16 protein-coding genes and 2 pseudogenes are annotated in these 15,229 nt (G+C 67.4%); 6 read left to right on the forward strand and 12 right to left on the reverse strand.

Annotated features, from left to right (window positions below; all coding sequences use genetic code 11):
• Positions 1 to 17: 17 nt before the first annotated feature.
• Positions 18 to 1,748, forward strand: coding sequence for a carbamoyltransferase C-terminal domain-containing protein (locus ALLO2_RS18735; protein ID WP_023841645.1), 1,731 nt, complete (start codon positions 18 to 20; stop codon positions 1,746 to 1,748).
• Positions 1,749 to 1,851: 103 nt separating this feature from the next.
• A complete protein-coding gene (locus tag ALLO2_RS23555) occupies positions 1,852 to 3,249 on the forward strand; it encodes a GDSL-type esterase/lipase family protein (protein ID WP_023841644.1) in 1,398 nt (465 codons plus the stop codon).
• A gap of 67 nt (positions 3,250 to 3,316) precedes the next feature.
• Here ALLO2_RS23555 and ALLO2_RS24895 read toward each other — a convergent pair whose 3' ends face one another.
• The 5 genes from ALLO2_RS24895 to ALLO2_RS27845 form a co-directional block, all read right to left on the reverse strand.
• Entirely contained in the window at positions 3,317 to 3,886 is a 570-nt protein-coding gene (locus ALLO2_RS24895) for an HAD-IIIA family hydrolase (protein ID WP_084588497.1), read from the reverse strand.
• A 71-nt stretch (positions 3,887 to 3,957) separates the two neighbouring features.
• Positions 3,958 to 4,305: a hypothetical protein gene (locus tag ALLO2_RS26585; protein ID WP_152986908.1), complete on the reverse strand. Its 348-nt coding sequence runs from the start codon at positions 4,303 to 4,305 to the stop codon at positions 3,958 to 3,960.
• 523 nt (positions 4,306 to 4,828) lie between these two features.
• Entirely contained in the window at positions 4,829 to 5,044 is a 216-nt protein-coding gene (locus ALLO2_RS18750) for a DUF397 domain-containing protein (RefSeq protein WP_023841641.1), read from the reverse strand.
• Complete coding sequence (locus ALLO2_RS18755) at positions 5,041 to 5,907, reverse strand: helix-turn-helix transcriptional regulator (protein ID WP_023841640.1); 867 nt, start codon at positions 5,905 to 5,907, stop codon at positions 5,041 to 5,043. Before ALLO2_RS18755 ends, ALLO2_RS18750 begins: the two co-directional genes overlap by 4 nt.
• Before the next feature lie 212 nt (positions 5,908 to 6,119).
• Positions 6,120 to 6,245, reverse strand: a complete 126-nt coding sequence (locus ALLO2_RS27845) for a hypothetical protein (protein ID WP_255361218.1) — start codon at positions 6,243 to 6,245, stop codon at positions 6,120 to 6,122.
• A gap of 10 nt (positions 6,246 to 6,255) precedes the next feature.
• Between ALLO2_RS27845 and ALLO2_RS18760 the strand changes: the two genes are divergently transcribed.
• From ALLO2_RS18760 to ALLO2_RS18770, 3 genes are all read left to right on the forward strand, one after another.
• Entirely contained in the window at positions 6,256 to 6,747 is a 492-nt protein-coding gene (locus ALLO2_RS18760; protein ID WP_255361219.1) for an ATP-binding protein, read from the forward strand.
• A gap of 74 nt (positions 6,748 to 6,821) precedes the next feature.
• The gene (locus tag ALLO2_RS25895) at positions 6,822 to 7,337 is read left to right on the forward strand and encodes a hypothetical protein (protein WP_232235201.1); all 516 of its coding nucleotides are present in this window, start codon (positions 6,822 to 6,824) and stop codon (positions 7,335 to 7,337) included.
• Positions 7,338 to 8,177: 840 nt separating this feature from the next.
• Positions 8,178 to 8,738 (forward strand): hypothetical protein, encoded by a 561-nt coding sequence (locus ALLO2_RS18770; RefSeq protein WP_018639434.1) that lies wholly within the window; start codon positions 8,178 to 8,180, stop codon positions 8,736 to 8,738.
• 1,588 nt (positions 8,739 to 10,326) lie between these two features.
• On the opposite strand, the gene ALLO2_RS18780 is transcribed toward ALLO2_RS18770, so the two are convergent.
• The 3 genes from ALLO2_RS18780 to ALLO2_RS26590 all read right to left on the reverse strand — a co-directional run bounded on the left by ALLO2_RS18780 (position 10,327) and on the right by ALLO2_RS26590 (position 11,977).
• Positions 10,327 to 11,412 carry a hypothetical protein gene (locus tag ALLO2_RS18780; protein ID WP_035733848.1) on the reverse strand — a complete coding sequence of 362 codons (1,086 nt, stop codon included), beginning with the start codon at positions 11,410 to 11,412 and terminating at the stop codon, positions 10,327 to 10,329.
• 134 nt (positions 11,413 to 11,546) lie between these two features.
• On the reverse strand, positions 11,547 to 11,798 hold the full coding sequence (locus ALLO2_RS18785; protein ID WP_023841633.1) for a hypothetical protein: 252 nt from the start codon (positions 11,796 to 11,798) through the stop codon (positions 11,547 to 11,549).
• On the reverse strand, positions 11,795 to 11,977 hold the full coding sequence (locus ALLO2_RS26590) for a hypothetical protein (protein WP_023841632.1): 183 nt from the start codon (positions 11,975 to 11,977) through the stop codon (positions 11,795 to 11,797). The genes ALLO2_RS18785 and ALLO2_RS26590 overlap by 4 nt, the downstream gene beginning before the upstream one ends.
• A gap of 238 nt (positions 11,978 to 12,215) precedes the next feature.
• On the opposite strand from ALLO2_RS26590, the gene ALLO2_RS18790 reads away from it, so the two are divergent.
• A complete protein-coding gene (locus ALLO2_RS18790) occupies positions 12,216 to 12,515 on the forward strand; it encodes a hypothetical protein (protein ID WP_023841631.1) in 300 nt (99 codons plus the stop codon).
• Positions 12,516 to 12,536: 21 nt separating this feature from the next.
• Here the strand turns inward: ALLO2_RS18790 and ALLO2_RS18795 are convergent, their stop codons facing one another.
• From ALLO2_RS18795 to ALLO2_RS27470, 4 genes and pseudogenes are all read right to left on the reverse strand, one after another.
• Positions 12,537 to 13,364 (reverse strand): hypothetical protein, encoded by an 828-nt coding sequence (locus ALLO2_RS18795; RefSeq protein ID WP_139168556.1) that lies wholly within the window; start codon positions 13,362 to 13,364, stop codon positions 12,537 to 12,539.
• A 161-nt stretch (positions 13,365 to 13,525) separates the two neighbouring features.
• Entirely contained in the window at positions 13,526 to 14,392 is an 867-nt protein-coding gene (locus ALLO2_RS25900) for a hypothetical protein (protein ID WP_023841629.1), read from the reverse strand.
• Positions 14,393 to 14,423: 31 nt separating this feature from the next.
• Positions 14,424 to 14,848: pseudogene (locus ALLO2_RS27465) on the reverse strand (Tn3 family transposase); the annotation flags it as partial.
• Between the two features lie 75 nt (positions 14,849 to 14,923).
• Positions 14,924 to 15,229: pseudogene (locus tag ALLO2_RS27470) on the reverse strand (hypothetical protein); the annotation flags it as partial.

Below are 15,229 nucleotides of genomic sequence, written 5' to 3' on the forward strand. Positions count from 1 at the left end.
ACCGAGAAGGGCATGTCATGGGCTATGTGCTGGGGCTCGGCGGGCCCTACTATCACGACAGCTCGGCCTGCCTCGCCGACGACACCGGCACAATCGTCGCGTTCGTCGAGGAGGAACGCTTCACCCGCCGTAAGCACAACAAAGATTCCCGGTCCTGCTCCCGATCTGCCGCGTACTGCCTGGCAAAGGCCGGTATCCGGCTGGAAGACGTGGAGGAGATCGCCGTCGCATGGAACCCCGAGTGGCCCGAGCCGGCCGACCGCATCACCGACGGCGAGCTGATTCGCGAACTGCTCGCTCCCGGCTATTTCAACGGCTACACCCCTCGATCGCTGACGATTGTTGACCATCATCTGGCGCACGGCGCCTCAGCCTTCTACCTCTCCGGCTTCGCCGATTCGGTGGTGCTGGTCGCCGACGGGTCCGGCGACGGCATGTCCACGACCGTCTACCATGGGACCCCCGCCGGGCTGAATGTGCTTCGCCAATACCCGTTCACCCAGTCCCTCGGCTGGTTCTACGAGACCGTCGCCGAGCATCTCGGCCTCGGTGACTGGACCAGCTCCGGCAAGCTCATGGGCCTGGCCGCGTACGGGCAGCCTGTCCACGAGCTGGGCTTCCTCCGCACCAGCAAGGACAACGGCTACTTGCTGGACCTGTCCCGGTACGGCCTGCCTGCGGCCGACGAAACGGCGCACTACGCGAACCTTGCCTACTACCAACGGCTCAAGCGTGCCTACGCCGCCGCCTTCGCCGACCTCGGGGTCCCCGCTCATCGCCGACCGGTGAGCTACGACACCGCGGCCGGCAGGATGATCGCGGACAGCGGGTTCACGCCCGAGCAGGCGAACCTTGCCGCTTCCGCGCAACACGCACTCGAACGCTGCCTCGTCCAGCTGGCCAGTAGCGCGCTCATCGAGACGGGCAGCGCCCGTCTCTGCGTCGCCGGCGGCGTGGGACTCAACTGCTCAGCCAATGGTGTCCTGCGGCGGCACAGCGGCGCCGAGGAGCTGTTCGTGCCACCCACTCCGGGAGACGCCGGCTGCGCCATCGGAGCGGCGCTGGAATGCCTCCACCGCGCCGGGCGGCTCTCCGTCCCCCGCAGCCCGATGGTCACCACCGCGCTGGGCCCCAGCTTCACCGACGACCAGATTCGCGAGACTCTGGACCGCGTCCAGATTCCCTACAGCTACCACGGCGACGGCATCGTCGACCCCGTCGCCCATGCCCTGGTTGCCGGGTCGGTCGTCGGATGGTTCCAAGGCCCCGCCGAAGCCGGCCCCCGTGCGCTCGGGCACCGCAGCATCCTCGCCGATCCGCGTACGACCGTTACCCGTGACCGGATCAACCGCGACGTCAAACGCCGGGAGATGTGGCGTCCCCTGGCCCCGAGCATCCTGTCCGAGGCCGCCGAGAAGCTCGTCGCCGAGCCCGGACCAGCCGATTTTATGATCGTCTCCTACCAGGCCACCGACGATGCCCGCGCCACGATCCCCGCCACCGTCCACGTCGACGGCAGCATGCGACCACAGATCGTGCATGAGGCGACGAATCCCCGCTACGCCCGCCTGCTACGCGCCTTTGGTGCGGAAAGCGGCGTTCCGGCGCTCCTCAACACCTCGTTCAACCATGACGCCGAGCCCGTGGTCTGCACGCCCACCGACGCTCTGCGGACCTTCTTCTCCACCGAACTCGACGCCTTGGCGCTCGGCGGATTCCTCGTCACCAAGCGTGATGATCGCCACTAGCGGCCGTGACGCCGGAAGGTCAGTCATCCACCACCTCGGCTAGCCTTGGCCTCCAGATCACCTGACCGACTGTCCACCCGCGACGACGCGAGGCCACTGACCCATGACGGTTCTTGACACTCCACCGATCATCGAACAACTGCGATCGCGGTTCGGCTCCGCCCTCCGCGTCGGCCAGGGCTGTGACCTCGCGTCCGACCTCTGCGTCGAGATCGACGACGGCGGATTCCTCACTATCGGTGACCGCGTGTCCATTCGCCGAGGCGCCACCATCCAGGTCCACCGCGGCGGAACTGTCGCCATCGGCAACGACGTCGCCATCGGCGAGAACACGTTCCTGTCCGCCATGGTCGGCATCCGCATCGGTGACGGCGTGGGCATCTCCAACATGGTCGACATCCACGACCACAACCATCGCGAGCGGTCCCGTCCCCACGTGCCCGACGGCGAACCCACCCCATGGGCCAGCGGCTTCGCGGGTGCGCCCGTCATCGTCGAGACCGGAGCGGTGCTCTCCAACAAGGTCAGCGTCACCGCCGGCGTCCGCATCGGCCAGAACACCGTCGTCGGCGCCAACTCGACCGTCACCCGGTCCCTAGGTCCCAACACGGTCGCCGCGGGCGCGCCCGCGCGGCCGATCCGCACCTTCGACGGCCCGCTGGCCACCACCGAGGACCGTCAGACGCTCCGCATCGGCTGGTTCGGCACCAGCATCATGGAACACCTGGAGGGCTACAACGCCCAGATGGCAACCCAGGCGAACCTGCCCGCCGTCGGCTCGTCGGTCACCGTCGAAGCCTGGCGCAACCGTGGCTACGTCCAACGGCTGCATCTCGCCCTCCAGGTCGCCTGGCCCCACCTCGGGTTCGCCTTCGACAACCACGGCGAAGGCGGAGCGACCTCCCGCGACATCCTCGGCATCGTCAGAGGCACCCTCCCACCCGAGGGGCGCGTCTTCGACTTGGCGTTCCTCGGGTGCGGCATCAATGACGTCTGGCGCGGCTTCCAGGGCCGTGCCCACGAGGCTGTCGACGCCGACGAGTTCGACGCGAACTACCGGGAGATGCTTCGGCTTCTTACCGCAGGCGCACGCCGGGTGATCTGCATCAGCGAGACACCCTTCGGCTGGGACGACACCGGCCTGGACATCGACGCTATGAACAACGAACTCGCCCGCTACAACACCCTCGCGGCCCGCGCCGCGACCGACGCCGGAGCCCAGTTCCTCGACGTCTGGCCAGCCTTCACCACCACAGCGCACGCCCTCGCAGGCTGGTCGCCCGCAACCCGCCCCGACCAAACCCTCTGGTCTGACGGGGTCCACCTGTCCGAGCTAGGCGACGCCCTCCTGCTCCGCCTCGTCGACCAGCACCTACACGAGACCGATCTGATCACTGATCTGACCCGCTATGACCTGTATGAACGCGACGAGGCCCGGACCATCTACAACCACCTGGTCGCCGATCATTCGCGCACGGATGTCATAGCGCCACGCCGGTAGACGCCCACCCGACCACCTGCGAGCTTGTCTACTACCCGTCCATACGGAGCAAGGGTCAAAGGGCAGATCACCCGGAAGCGATAAGTATTCGAGCGGCTACAAGCAGGCTTGCCACGCTGCCAAGATAACGAGGCCATGAACCGGCCGGAGGGCTCCCCCGGCCGGATTGAACGTGCAGCGACCAGCAACCGGCCGCGCCGGCCGCAGCGATGTCCGACTCTTGATCGCCGATCAGGAGCGTTTGCTCCGCGCTCACACCGCCCATCNGCATGGCAGCATGAACGAGCCCGGGTTCGGGCTTGCGGCAAAAGCACCCGTCCTCGGGCGGGTGTGGACAGTACAGAACGTCCGCGAGCCCGACCTGAGCCGGCCGCAACTCGTCCACCATGCGCGCGTGGATAGCCGTAAGCTGTTCGGTAGTGATAATGCCACGCCCTATATTGGCCTGGTTTGTCGCCACCGCGAGACGTAGACCGTGATCGCATAATAAATTCACCGCCACCCTGGAGCCCGGCAGCCACGCCCAGTCGGCATTCCGCCGAACACCACGATCAAGATTACGATTGAGGACGCCGTCTCGGTCAAGCACGACGAGCTCTACGCGAAAATCCGCAGGCAACCGTACGCCGACGTTCATCCAGCCTCCATGGCTCCGCAGCTCTGAGGGATCCTATTTCCGTTCAGAATTGACCCTATACCCGAGCTTTTTCATCGGCCGAATCGATCCCGCCGGGATTCCAGAAGTAGGCGCCAGCATGTACTCGTCATATCGTCGACCCATATTCGGGCCAGTTGGGACTCATCGACTCTTTCGTCCAGCCCCAGTGAACGGCGGATCATCGCACCCAGTCTGGCGAGCACCTCGTCCGGCAGCCGGCTCACCGCCTCCAACGCAAACTCGGGCAACTGTCTGGCGTCCGTCGCGTCCGCTTGCGGATCATGGAGATGCTTGACCGCACCCGCATACCAGGTGCACATGTTCCACAACGCCACCCAGGTCGCACCGTCTGGCGAGCCAGATTCTGCTCCTTGCACCGATCCAATGAGCCGTGCCATCGGGGTCGCCTTCCACCACCATTCTTCCTCAGCGTCCGCAAACCTCAGCCCACATCCACCGCCGTCCGGACCCTCCTCCGTCCAGGCCACCAAGGAGATCAACCGTAGAAGCCTTCCGTGATCATCCATACGTGAACAGTAGCGCCGTGACTGATGGATCTCGACGCAACAGCAACATTGCTGGCGCTGTCCGCCAGAACGGTCGGACGGAAGTCAACGAAGGCGGGGAGCCGTGCGCCACGGCTCGCCGTGTTACAGGGGCCCCACACAATCTTCTAATCAGTCGCATGCATGCTGCCAGGGGTTCCGCAGCTCGGATGCCGGTAGGCGTAGCGCTGACTTCCTGAGGGTCCGCCGTAGGTCCTGCCCTGGAGCCGCGCGAGGCGCGTCGGCCTGGCGGCCCCAGATGCGCAAGTTGGGCGACAGGCAGCACAGTGGACAGCCTGCCGGCTCCGCTGCCATCGCGGGCCAGCGGCAAAGATCGCTGAGAAGTAGAGGATCGACGGCGGAACCTACACGTACATCAGGAGCCGAACTCGCCGTCGCGCACTCCCGCGACGAACGCGGTCCACTCGGCCGCGGTGAAGACAAGGATCGGGCCACTGCGGTCCTTGGAGTCCCGGACCGCGCGTCCGCCCTCGGGCAGGGAAGCGACCTCGACGCACGCGCCACTACCGTTGGTATAACTGGACAACTGCCAGGAGAGGCCGTCCCGGTCAAACTCGATCTTGCTGGTCATGACTGCTCCCTCGACAAGCTCGCGATCATCTCGGCGGATGCGCTGGGGTTGAGCGCAAGGGCTCGTAGATGGTCGAGCTTGTCTCTATATTGCCGCACCTCGTCGGGCTTCTCCACGTACAGGCTGCCCGTCAAGACCTCCACGTAGACGACTTCTGGATCATCAGGGTCCGGGAACCCCAGATGCGTGAAGGAGGTTCCGAGTGCGGCATGCCCGCCGACGTCGAACGGTAGCACCTGGATCGTGACGCTCGGTTGGGCTCCGGTGTCCACCAGGTGCCTGAGCTGGGCGTTCAGCACGTCGCGCCCGCCGATCGGCCGGCGGAGCGCGGCTTCGTCGAGCACGACCCACAGCCGCGGTGGCTGCGGCCCGTTGAGAAGGCGTTCCTGGCGGCTTGTTCGCAGAGTCACGCGGCGGTGTACCTCCTCGTCGGGCAGCTCCGGCCACGTCGAGCGGATCACGGCGGCGGCGTACTCCGGTGTCTGGAGCAGTCCTTCCACGAGTGAGGACTGGTAGGTGTTGATCGACGAGGCGTCGGCTTCCAAGCCGATGTAGACCTCCATCCAGCGCGGGACGACGTCACTGAAGCTGCGCCACCAGCCTTGCCGACGTGTCTCCTTGGCAAGCGTGAGGATCGCCTCCCGCTGCTCGGTGTCCTGTACGCCGTAGACGGCCAGGAGATCGGCCACATCGACGGCGCGGACGGCGACCCGCCCGTTCTCGATCCGACTGATCTTGGCATCAGACGCACGGATGGCCTGTCCCGCCTCCTCGGCGGTCAGGCCGGCCGCCTCCCGCAACCTGCGCAGCTCTACCCCGAGCCGACGGCTGCGCACCGTCGGCCCTGCTGATGACTTCGCCACGCTTCCTCCGCCACCGGACGCCCGACATCTGATCGCAGTCTGCCAGCGTCTGGGTCCGGTTCGCTGGCCTCTCACATCCACCATAAGCAAGGCTACAGATGCAGTTGCATTTAAAGGTACAGAGGTCCATCATCACGCTTCGAGGGCGCTCCGGTGCAGACGGGGCCGCTCGTCGGCCTGGGGTTTGTCGTGCCGGGGCGTCCTCCTCGCAGTCAGCTGTCCCCGCCGGATGACCACCGCAAGGCGAGGCCCGGCGGGGACAGCGCGAAGATCGAGACGACGGGCGGAGATGACCTCGTGTGCGCTGTGGTGACCTGCCAGCGGGCAAGCAAGATCACACTTCCGGCAGTGGCGGTAGCGGNTCCCCNGCTCCGATGGTTCGTCCGGTCCGTGCTGCGCGAGTGGGGGCTGTTGCCCCTGATCGAGGTCGTCGAGCTGGTGGCCAGTGAGATGGTCACCAATGCGGTGATGACTACCGATAGAGGCATCGCCGATGGGCAGGCAGTGGTGCAAGCGCGTCTGGTCTGCGCAGAGGGCCGCCTGTTTATCGATGTGTGGGATGCCGATAGCCGCCCGCCGGTCCGCCAGGCGCCGGAGGATGACGCGGAAAGCGGACGAGGTCTACTGATCGTGGAGTCGTTGAGCCAGCGGTGGGGATATCGGCCCGGCACCCACGGCGGGAAAGTTGTGTGGGCTGAAATCGAGGCGCGACTTCCAGTCACATCCGCCGGTCTACCACGACGTATTCCTGCCCCTCTCCACGCCCATTCCCTTCCCGGCCAGTCGCTGCCAGATGTCGAGGTACTGCGACGGGTCCGCGACCGCCTTCATGCACTGTGAGGCCCCGTCGGATCTGATGTTTCTGCGCGAGCGAAGCATGTCCCGGAACTCGACAGGAGGAAGCGGTGAGAAAGATGAGCATGAGGGTCGAGCAGAGTACCCTGCGCGACCGCATGCGTGGCTCCGGGATGACACATGCCGAGATTGCTGTCGAGTTCACCCGTCGCTATCGGCTTCGCCCTCGCTCCGCGTTTCGCCATGCCCACGGCTGGACACTGCAACGGGCTGCCGACCACATCAACGACCATGCTGCCCGTCTCGACATCGACCCGGAGGGCAAGGCTGGCATGACCGCTCCGCGCCTTTGTGAGCTGGAGCATTGGCCATTTCCCGAGCGGCGTCGCATTACCCCGCAAATCCTCGTGCTACTCGCGACTGTGTACGGTACGGATGTTCATAATCTACTTGATGTCTACGACCGCGAACGCCTCCGGCCGGCCGACCGGCTGCTTATCGACGCTATGGAATGCTTCGACGGAACGACAGCCTGCGTCTGTGGCCGCCGCAGGGGACGCGGAGACGCATTCCCGAGCGTCCCGGTACCATCACTTGAAGTGTCGACATCTACCCGATTTGCGCGATCTATTTAACCGCAGTACCCACAGCCGCGTTATCTCCCGCCGACGGTCTTCATGACGACACCGGTCCCACCAGCGATCTGCTGGGCAGCGATCCTGTCCCCAACGGGGCGGCGAGATCAGCGTTGCCGAGTTCCGGCTGGACTTCATTGAAGCACTGAATGGGCTGCGCTCCCTCTGATAGTCTGCTGGCCCACCGGAGCAGATAAACCCCTCATCACCCTGTGACCCACTCCGGGTGCTCAGCCACCTTGAGGCCAGAATCCTGTCGATTCTGTCGGTCGTCGCGGACGGTTGGGCTCTCTGGCCGCCGGTTTTGAAGGTGAGGGCGGACGCCGCTTCGTCGAGTCGGATCGGCGGAGCGCGCTGCCGTGCACGCAGCGCCCAGAAGCTGGTCGAGAAGGTGACGGTCCTGGGGCGGGCGATCCGGCGGGGGTGTGATGATCGTCGGCCTGCACAGTGGGCGGAACCTGTGCCTGGGCGGCTACGGCTTCCTGTGCCAGGTGCACCCAGAGGCGGGCTACTACGTGGTCGGGCGGGAGGGATTGCGGTCGCGCTGTGCCAGCGGCCACGTGCAGATCCCCAGCGCCCCGTTCTTGCCAGCGATCTTGTGGTTCTTTCGGGCCAGGTAGTGCTTCCGAATGACTAGCCGCTTTATGGCCTGAATGTGTCAAATTGTGCTGGCGTGTCGTTCCGACTTGGAAGTTGGAACGGGCCGGTGCGTGTCCGGCAAGGCAGGCTGAAGGGGACAGTCCGTCGCATTGGTGTGACGGACCGGCGCCGGATGTCTGCGAGGTGGGCATGGTGGCTCCTCGTTCGGACTCTCGCGGTCGCCGCTGGCCGGTCCGCGGGGTGGCCGTCGGGTTGCTGGCCGCGGGCGTGCTCGTGGTCTCCTGCAGCTCCGATGACAGCGCCGAACCGGCTCCTGGGCCGGCGACGTCGCTCGGTCGATCCTCGGGGCCGCAGGTGACGGTGTCGCCGTCGCCCACGTCACCAGCTGATGCTGCCGGGCAGCGGGCGGTGGCCGCCTATGTCGGTCTGTGGGAGGCGATGGCCGAGGCGAGTCATACCTCGGACTGGCAGTCACCCGAGCTGGCGCGGTACGCGTCGGGGGACGCGTTGCAGGCAGTCTCCGGCGGCCTGTACGCCGATCATTACAACGGGCTGGTGTCGCGTGGCGCCCCCGTGCTGCATCCGGAGGTCACCTCCGTGGAGCCGGCCGACGCGCCGACGACGGTGATGGTGTTCGACTGTTCCGACAGCACGAACTGGCTGCGCCACCGTGCGGACGGGGCGCCGTTCACCGACGAGCCGGGTGGGCGGCGGGCGGTGACGTCCGAGGTGCGGCTGCATCAGGACGGGTCGTGGAAGGTGACCCGGTTCGCTGTCGAGCCGGTGGGATCATGCAGTTGACACGTCTCGTCCTCACCGGCACCTGCCTGCTCGGGTTCCTCGCCGCAGGCGCGCCGGCGTTCGCTGACAGCTACGCGACTACGGACTGTGCGCAGAATCCGATCCCGGGCTGCGACCTGGTCGCGGGCGGTGATGGCCTCACACCCGCAGCCCCTGGCGGGCAGGCGCCGCCACCGCAGGACGGCGGGAGCGGTGGCTCGGGTCGCGGTGGGTCGTCCCGTCCGCCGGGCGACGTGGCGCTCGACCCGGCGGACGTCGCGCGCTGCTCCTACGTCCGCAGCGACTTCCAGCCCACCACAGAGGCGATCCGGCCGGTGCTGTTCCGCCCGGCCCCCGACGGCGGTCTGCGGGTGGTCGCGGCGGTCGACCGGCCCGGCCCGCTCCTCGCGCGGCCGGTCGCGACGGGGCCGGACGGTCGGCCGGGTGCCTGGTACGTCTACCAGTGCCAGACCGACGGCGTGCGGGACGCGTTGTACCGGCCGCCGGTATGGATACCCGACGGCCAGGGCGGGCCGGCGGCGGGCGGGCCGGATGTGGGTGGGCTGGCGGAGCAGGCCCGCAGCCAGCTGCGGCTGCAAGGCCCGGCGATCGCGTTGAGCCCGATCGGCCGGCAGTTGATCCGCTTGCCGACCTGGATGTGGCTGGACCCCGCCGGCTGGCGGCCGGTCTCCGCTACGGCCGCCGCCGGCGGCGTGTCGGTCACCGCCACGGCGACCCCGACGGGGGTTGACTGGGTGATGGGCGACGGCGCCCAGGTCCACTGCACCGGGCCCGGCACCCCCTACCCGGATGGCGGTGACCCGAAGGCGTCGTCGCCTGACTGCGGGCACACCTACCAGACGGTCTCCGAGGATCAGCCCGGCGGTGTGTTCACCGTGACCGCGACGGTCACCTGGAACGTCACCTGGGCCGGTGGTGGCCAGGCTGGGGTGTTCGACGGGCTCATAACCGTTTCCACCGTCCCGGTCGCCGTGATCTCCATTCCCGCGCTCAGCACTGGCGGCGGCTGCCCGCCCGCGGCCTCGATTCGTCGCACGGTGTCCGGCTCGACGAACGTGATGGTGGTCAGGGGTTCGTCGGCGCGAGCAGAGTGCCGAGAGCGGTGGCCGCGTCGAGGAGATCGAGAACCTGGCGGAGACCGACATGGACCCGCTGGCCAACGGNCTGGGTGGCGTGCGGGACACGCGTGAGGTACCGGGCGTCGACGAGGCCGGGCGTTGCGGGTCTGGACGTGTCGGACAGTCATGCCCTCGGTCAGGGCCGTCCAACCGTCCCCGAGAGCGGCAGGCAGGTCACGGTTGAGGTGGTCCCGGTAGGGCGGCGGCGTCATCGAGGCATTGGAAGACGCTCCCGGTCTGCTTGGCAGTCTTCCCGACCGCCTCTGGGGTCGGGACATTGCGGTGGAAGACGTCGCGGAGCAGCGTCTCCAGCGTGGCGCACACGTCTTTGATCGCCGATTCGTAGATGCTGGTGAGACCGCCCGCGGCCTCCAGCCTGGCGCGCTGGCCATCGGGGAGACTCCGCCAAGGTCGCGATGACGGCTGTGAGCAGGGAACTTACAGCCGTTGGCGCCAGCGATGATCGCTGTTTAGCGTGCGAGGAGCTGGTCGGTGAGCTCGATCGTCGCGAGGTACCACCAGAAGATCCAGTCGAGAAAGTCGACGCCGTAGTCGGTTTTCTGTTGTTCGTTCTGGTGCCGGATCGCGAACTTGTTCGCGATCGTGAAGAGGTCGCCTTCGTCCTTACTGAGCAGCTCATCTTTGATCAGCTGTCGACGTTCTTCGAGAACGCCGCTGAGGACGACGACCGCGGATCTCTTGGTGTGTTCGTCGGCGTGCCGTGCCCGGTACAGGCTGATGGCGTGGCGGAGCCGGTCAGCGGCCGGGCTTTCTTGCTGGGCCATGCTGCGCAGGAGGTCCGAGCGGGCGGGATCGGTGCTGGTGACCAGGCGACCGACATCCTCGCCTTCGTCCGCGAGGTGGATGCCGAGGTCGCTTCGTTCGAGCAGACCGTTGACGCGCCACCGGTAGACGACGCGGCCTGTGGCGGGAGAGAAANCGCGGNAGTGCCAGCCGCATCCGTCGTAGTCGTGTAGTCCGCGAGATCGGGGGCGCGCTACCAGGTCGTGGAGCACTTCGACCACGTCGCAGAACACGTCTATGTTCTGTGCGAGGCGGTCCGGCGTCAGCGGCCACAGGTCCGCGGCGCCGATGGCGCGCTCGATGACGGCCGAGGGGTCGATCTCGCTGGGGTCGTCGACGCAGTCCTTACCGAACGCCTGCTCGAAGTATCCGTGGTTGTTGAGATGGCTGACGATGTCGATGAACTGGCGGGCTGTGGCACGCAGACCGGCACGGTCAGGGGAGGTACCCGCCCGGCGTTCGGACCAGTACGGGCGGTACTGCGGTGTTGTGGTCTCGCGGAGCTGTTCGGAGCTGGACATCAGGTCGCGGAGGAAGGCCTGCCCGTTACTCAGGCCACGTGGAGGCGGGGACTGCGCGGCTGCCTGACGGAAGTCGTCCTGGGGAGTNGGGCCTGCGAACGCGTGATCGAGAAGTAGTAGGCAGCGGTCATCCCAGTCACGGTGGATCCTGCGGTGGTTGAGCAGGTTGCTCGCTTCGTGGACGAACAGGTGCCGTGGCCAGACGAGTTCGTAGTCGCCTCCGTCGTACATGAGTCGTGTTCCAATCCGGGTCAGCGGCCGGCGAGAGTCGAGGACGAGAAAGATCCACGCAGCGGCACTGGTGATCTTTGATGGGAGCGAGCAACCCTGGACCAGCCTCGCGGCTGGCTACCCCCTTCCGTGCGTCATGGTCCAGTTCGACGCGGGTGGAAAGTGCCGGGGTGAGACCCAGGATGAAGCTGGTCGACGAGCATCTGCGCGAAAGCATCGAGCACCAGCTCATGCGAGGAGCGGCTCTCTGCGGGGTCGCGGCCGGGGACCAGCTGCGCCCAGTAGACCTCGCGGTCGGCGAGGCGGACAGAGACCCTCCCGCCGCGTTCGACGACGGTCGTCACGTCGAGGTTGGTCGTGGTGCGCCAGATCTCCTGGCCGCTCATGCCGAGCTCCCTGTGGTGGCGGGCCGCTTGTCGACGCTGGCCTTGTCGAGGTGACCGCTGACGCCGGAGGCCAGGTCGATGTGGATGTTGCGGCGGGCGACGCTGGCGCGTTCCAGGGCGTCGATCTGGTGGTCGGGGTTCTGGTCGGCGGTGGCGACCTGCACGTATCCGATCAACACGGCCCCAAAATACTCGACACGGACGTCTCCTACCTTTGACCGTCGACGGGGGCTGCCGACGTCGTGATGCGGGTCGAGGGGTGCGGCTGGCGGGCGTCGACTGACGACCGTTTGCCGACTCTGTGTTCGCCGGGGTGGTTTCGAAGGCCCTGCGGCACAGGAGGATTCTGTACGCACCAGGATCTCGCGCCGGCTTCCAGTCGATGCGGGTGTTGTGCACTCATGGTGGGAGCTGTCGATGTTGATGAACCCTCATCCGCAGGTGCTCGTCCCTGACGGGACCACCGCGGACGGTCTGCAGTGGCAGCTGCGCTGTCCCTCCTGCGGAGCCGATACTGTGGACCGGGCGGATTTCGCCGAAGATCACAGGGCCGTGACGGTGTTCCCCGACCGCGACGACTACGACAGCCCGATCGGTACACGGGGCGGATACGTCCAGGTCGATCTTCAATGCCCGGTCGGGCATCGTTTCGCGCTGATCGTGGCCAACCACAAGGGGGCCGAGTTCGTGGCTGTGGTTCCCTCCAGCGCCGGCTGATCCGCGCCCGCCTGCTCTCCGTCAGGGCGGGAACATCTCCACGATGATCTGAGTCTGGTGTTCGCGGGCGGCGGTGAACAGCGTCTGCAGCGCGGCCCAGCCCGGCTCGGTTGTGCTCAGCGACAGCCACCAGAGTCGGCTCTGGGCATCGTAGATCGCCCCGCTCGCGCGGATGAGGTCGAGCTGCGCCTGCCATCTGGGGCCGGAGGCGGGCATGGGGATGATGCGAAGCCGTGGTGCCCTGCCGGTCGGGGCTGCGATGCCGGTGGCCGGATCGTCCCGGGTGGCAATGATCGGGTCCGGTTCGTCGCAGGCCAGCGCCTCCAGCCAGGCGTGGGCGAAGGCGATGCCTTCCTGGATTGCCTGAGGGTCGGCTTCTCGGCGCCGCGCTACGCCCATCGCTTTGTTGACCCGGGCGTGAACGGTGGCGTAGGTCAGGTTGCCGGTGTGCACGATGCGGCCGATGAGCCGGTTGAGGTCGTCGCGCGGGTCGGATGGCGGTTCCCAGTCGGCGTCAGCCGCAAGTGCGGCCGCTTCCACCTCACCGCACCGGTCGCAGATCATCAGCGTCCCCGGGACCGGTGCGTGACCGCAGGAACAGCACACATAGCCATAGCAGGTGGCGCAGGACATCATCGCGCCGTCGCTGTGGTCGTGGAACTGTCCCGGATGAGCCCTGTCCCAGGCGGCGGCTTCGGAGATGCAGTCCCCGGTACACACCGGTGGGTCGCGTTCCACCATGGTGACCGGTTGTGGAGGGGGGATGCCGGCGGCTTCCCGGGCGGCGGCCTCGCGGGCGCGGTGTTCTCGGCTGGCCTCGTCGCGTCGTGCGCGGGCTTGCAGACACATCTCCCGTTCGGGGTCGGTCAGATGTGTCCAGCAGGCCACCGACCGGGGTAGGTCCGGCCAGTCGAGATCCGGTTGTCCGAGGCCTTGGCGTTGTCCGGGCCATTCCGCGGCGTCTCGCTGGCAGCGTTGGCCGTCGCGCCGAGGACGTGTGCACTTCACAGTCACGTCTGTGATCTGGAGCGTCCTGGCTGGCCCCGCCGCCTCGGCGAGGCGGGCGGTGGCGAGGGGATGACGGCCCGGGTCGCGGCTGCCTCCAGGGCGTCGAGGAGTTCGGCGAGTCGGTCTGTACCGGTGAGGTCTGCTGCGACGGCGGGGAGCTGGTCTGTCAGGAGCAGGACCGGGTTGTCGGTGCGGCCCACCAGGCTCCATCCGTCCGCGCTGGCGCGCAGAAGCCGCGCCGGGCCGGGCGTGGCACGGCGGGACCGCACGCTTCCTGGAGCGGGGGCCGAGTCGGCGGCGAGCCGCCAAGCGGCGTCGAGGGCCTGTGTGACGGCGGGATGGTCCAGGTCGGCGAGCCTGGGCAGGATGTCGTGCAGGCGCAGGCGGGGCTCGTCGAAGCCGGTGTCGTCGTCGACGATCAGATCTTCCAGACCGCCGGCGAGACGGTCGGCGGCGCGGCGGCGTTCCGCACCGGGCCAGGCGGTCCTCTGCGGTGGTCGCAGCGGTGTCTCCACCCCGGTCGGATCATGCGGGTCCGTCCGATCCGCGAGGGCCAGGTGGCATTCGATGGGCCAGCCCGGCCGGTAGGCGAGCAGACGCTTGGGGTTGGTGGAGATCCCGGTCTGCAAGCCGGTGTCCCACAGGGCCAAGGCGCTGCGGGCGGCGCCGGTGTCCGTGCCGACCTGGGTCCATCGGGCCCCGGTGGTGTCCTGACCGAGAAGCAGTGCGTACCCGTCATATGTGACGGGCAGATCGAGGGCCGCGCAGGCAGCCGGATAGTCATCGGCGAGCTCGCCAGGAAACTCCTCGACCGTCAGCAGAACCACGGTCACCGCGGCGAACCCGGACGGCTCCTCCTGCTGGCTCATAGCGGTCTCCTCATCAGGATCGTCCTCGGGGCTACGCAGAGCCCACAGGCCAAAGCCTTGGGGCGGGGGAAAAGGAGTAGCAGCCCAGAAAGTTAAGATGGGCATTCCCGGACAGGGAGAGCCGGGCGACGTCGGTGTCGGGTCTGGCGTAGGACAGCGAGGTAGCGGGTGTTCCACAGCACGGCGGCGTTGAGGTCAGGTCGAGGGCGCCGGGCTGGTCCTCCTGCCCTTCCCGGTAGATCTGCCCGCAGCGGCCGTGGAAGATCACGCGGGCGAGTTTGTGGCGGGNTTNCTGCACGGNGGTCTGGGTGTTCACCTCACCACCCGGCGATGGGTGTCGTCGAGAGGTTCCATTATCGCCAGCAGAGCCAGAGTCTTCGCGATGCGGCCGTACTCGGCGAAGGCCTGCCCCAGCGGGGTCNGGTGGCCATCGCGGCCGAGCATCCGCAGGAATTCTAGCGGCACACCTCAGAACGTAACCGTCGGACGCGCAGGCAGAGAGCAAATCGGCGAACCCAGCCACCCCGTGGTCTAGATCTGCCCCCCCGGTACGGGATAACGACCGCGTGCGGCCCCGCGCGCGACCCAGTAGCCGAGGTGAGCCACCGCCGCGGCGACCCAGCGGAGCGCCAGCAACGGTGTCCCCGCCGGCCACAAGCCCCACGCCGCCCACGGGGAACCGGACCGGCCAGCAGCGGCGCTGGCACCGCCACGGCAACGCACAGCGAGAGGCCACAGGGCCGTGAACAGCGGATGTGTTACCCAGGCCGAGCCGCCAGCCACGTCTTCAACGGTGAGGGCAGTTCGCCGCCTGGACGCCGGCCGCGACATCGGCAT

The sequence above is a fragment of the Frankia sp. Allo2 genome (assembly GCF_000733325.1).
Classification (GTDB): domain Bacteria; phylum Actinomycetota; class Actinomycetes; order Frankiales; family Frankiaceae; genus Frankia; species Frankia casuarinae.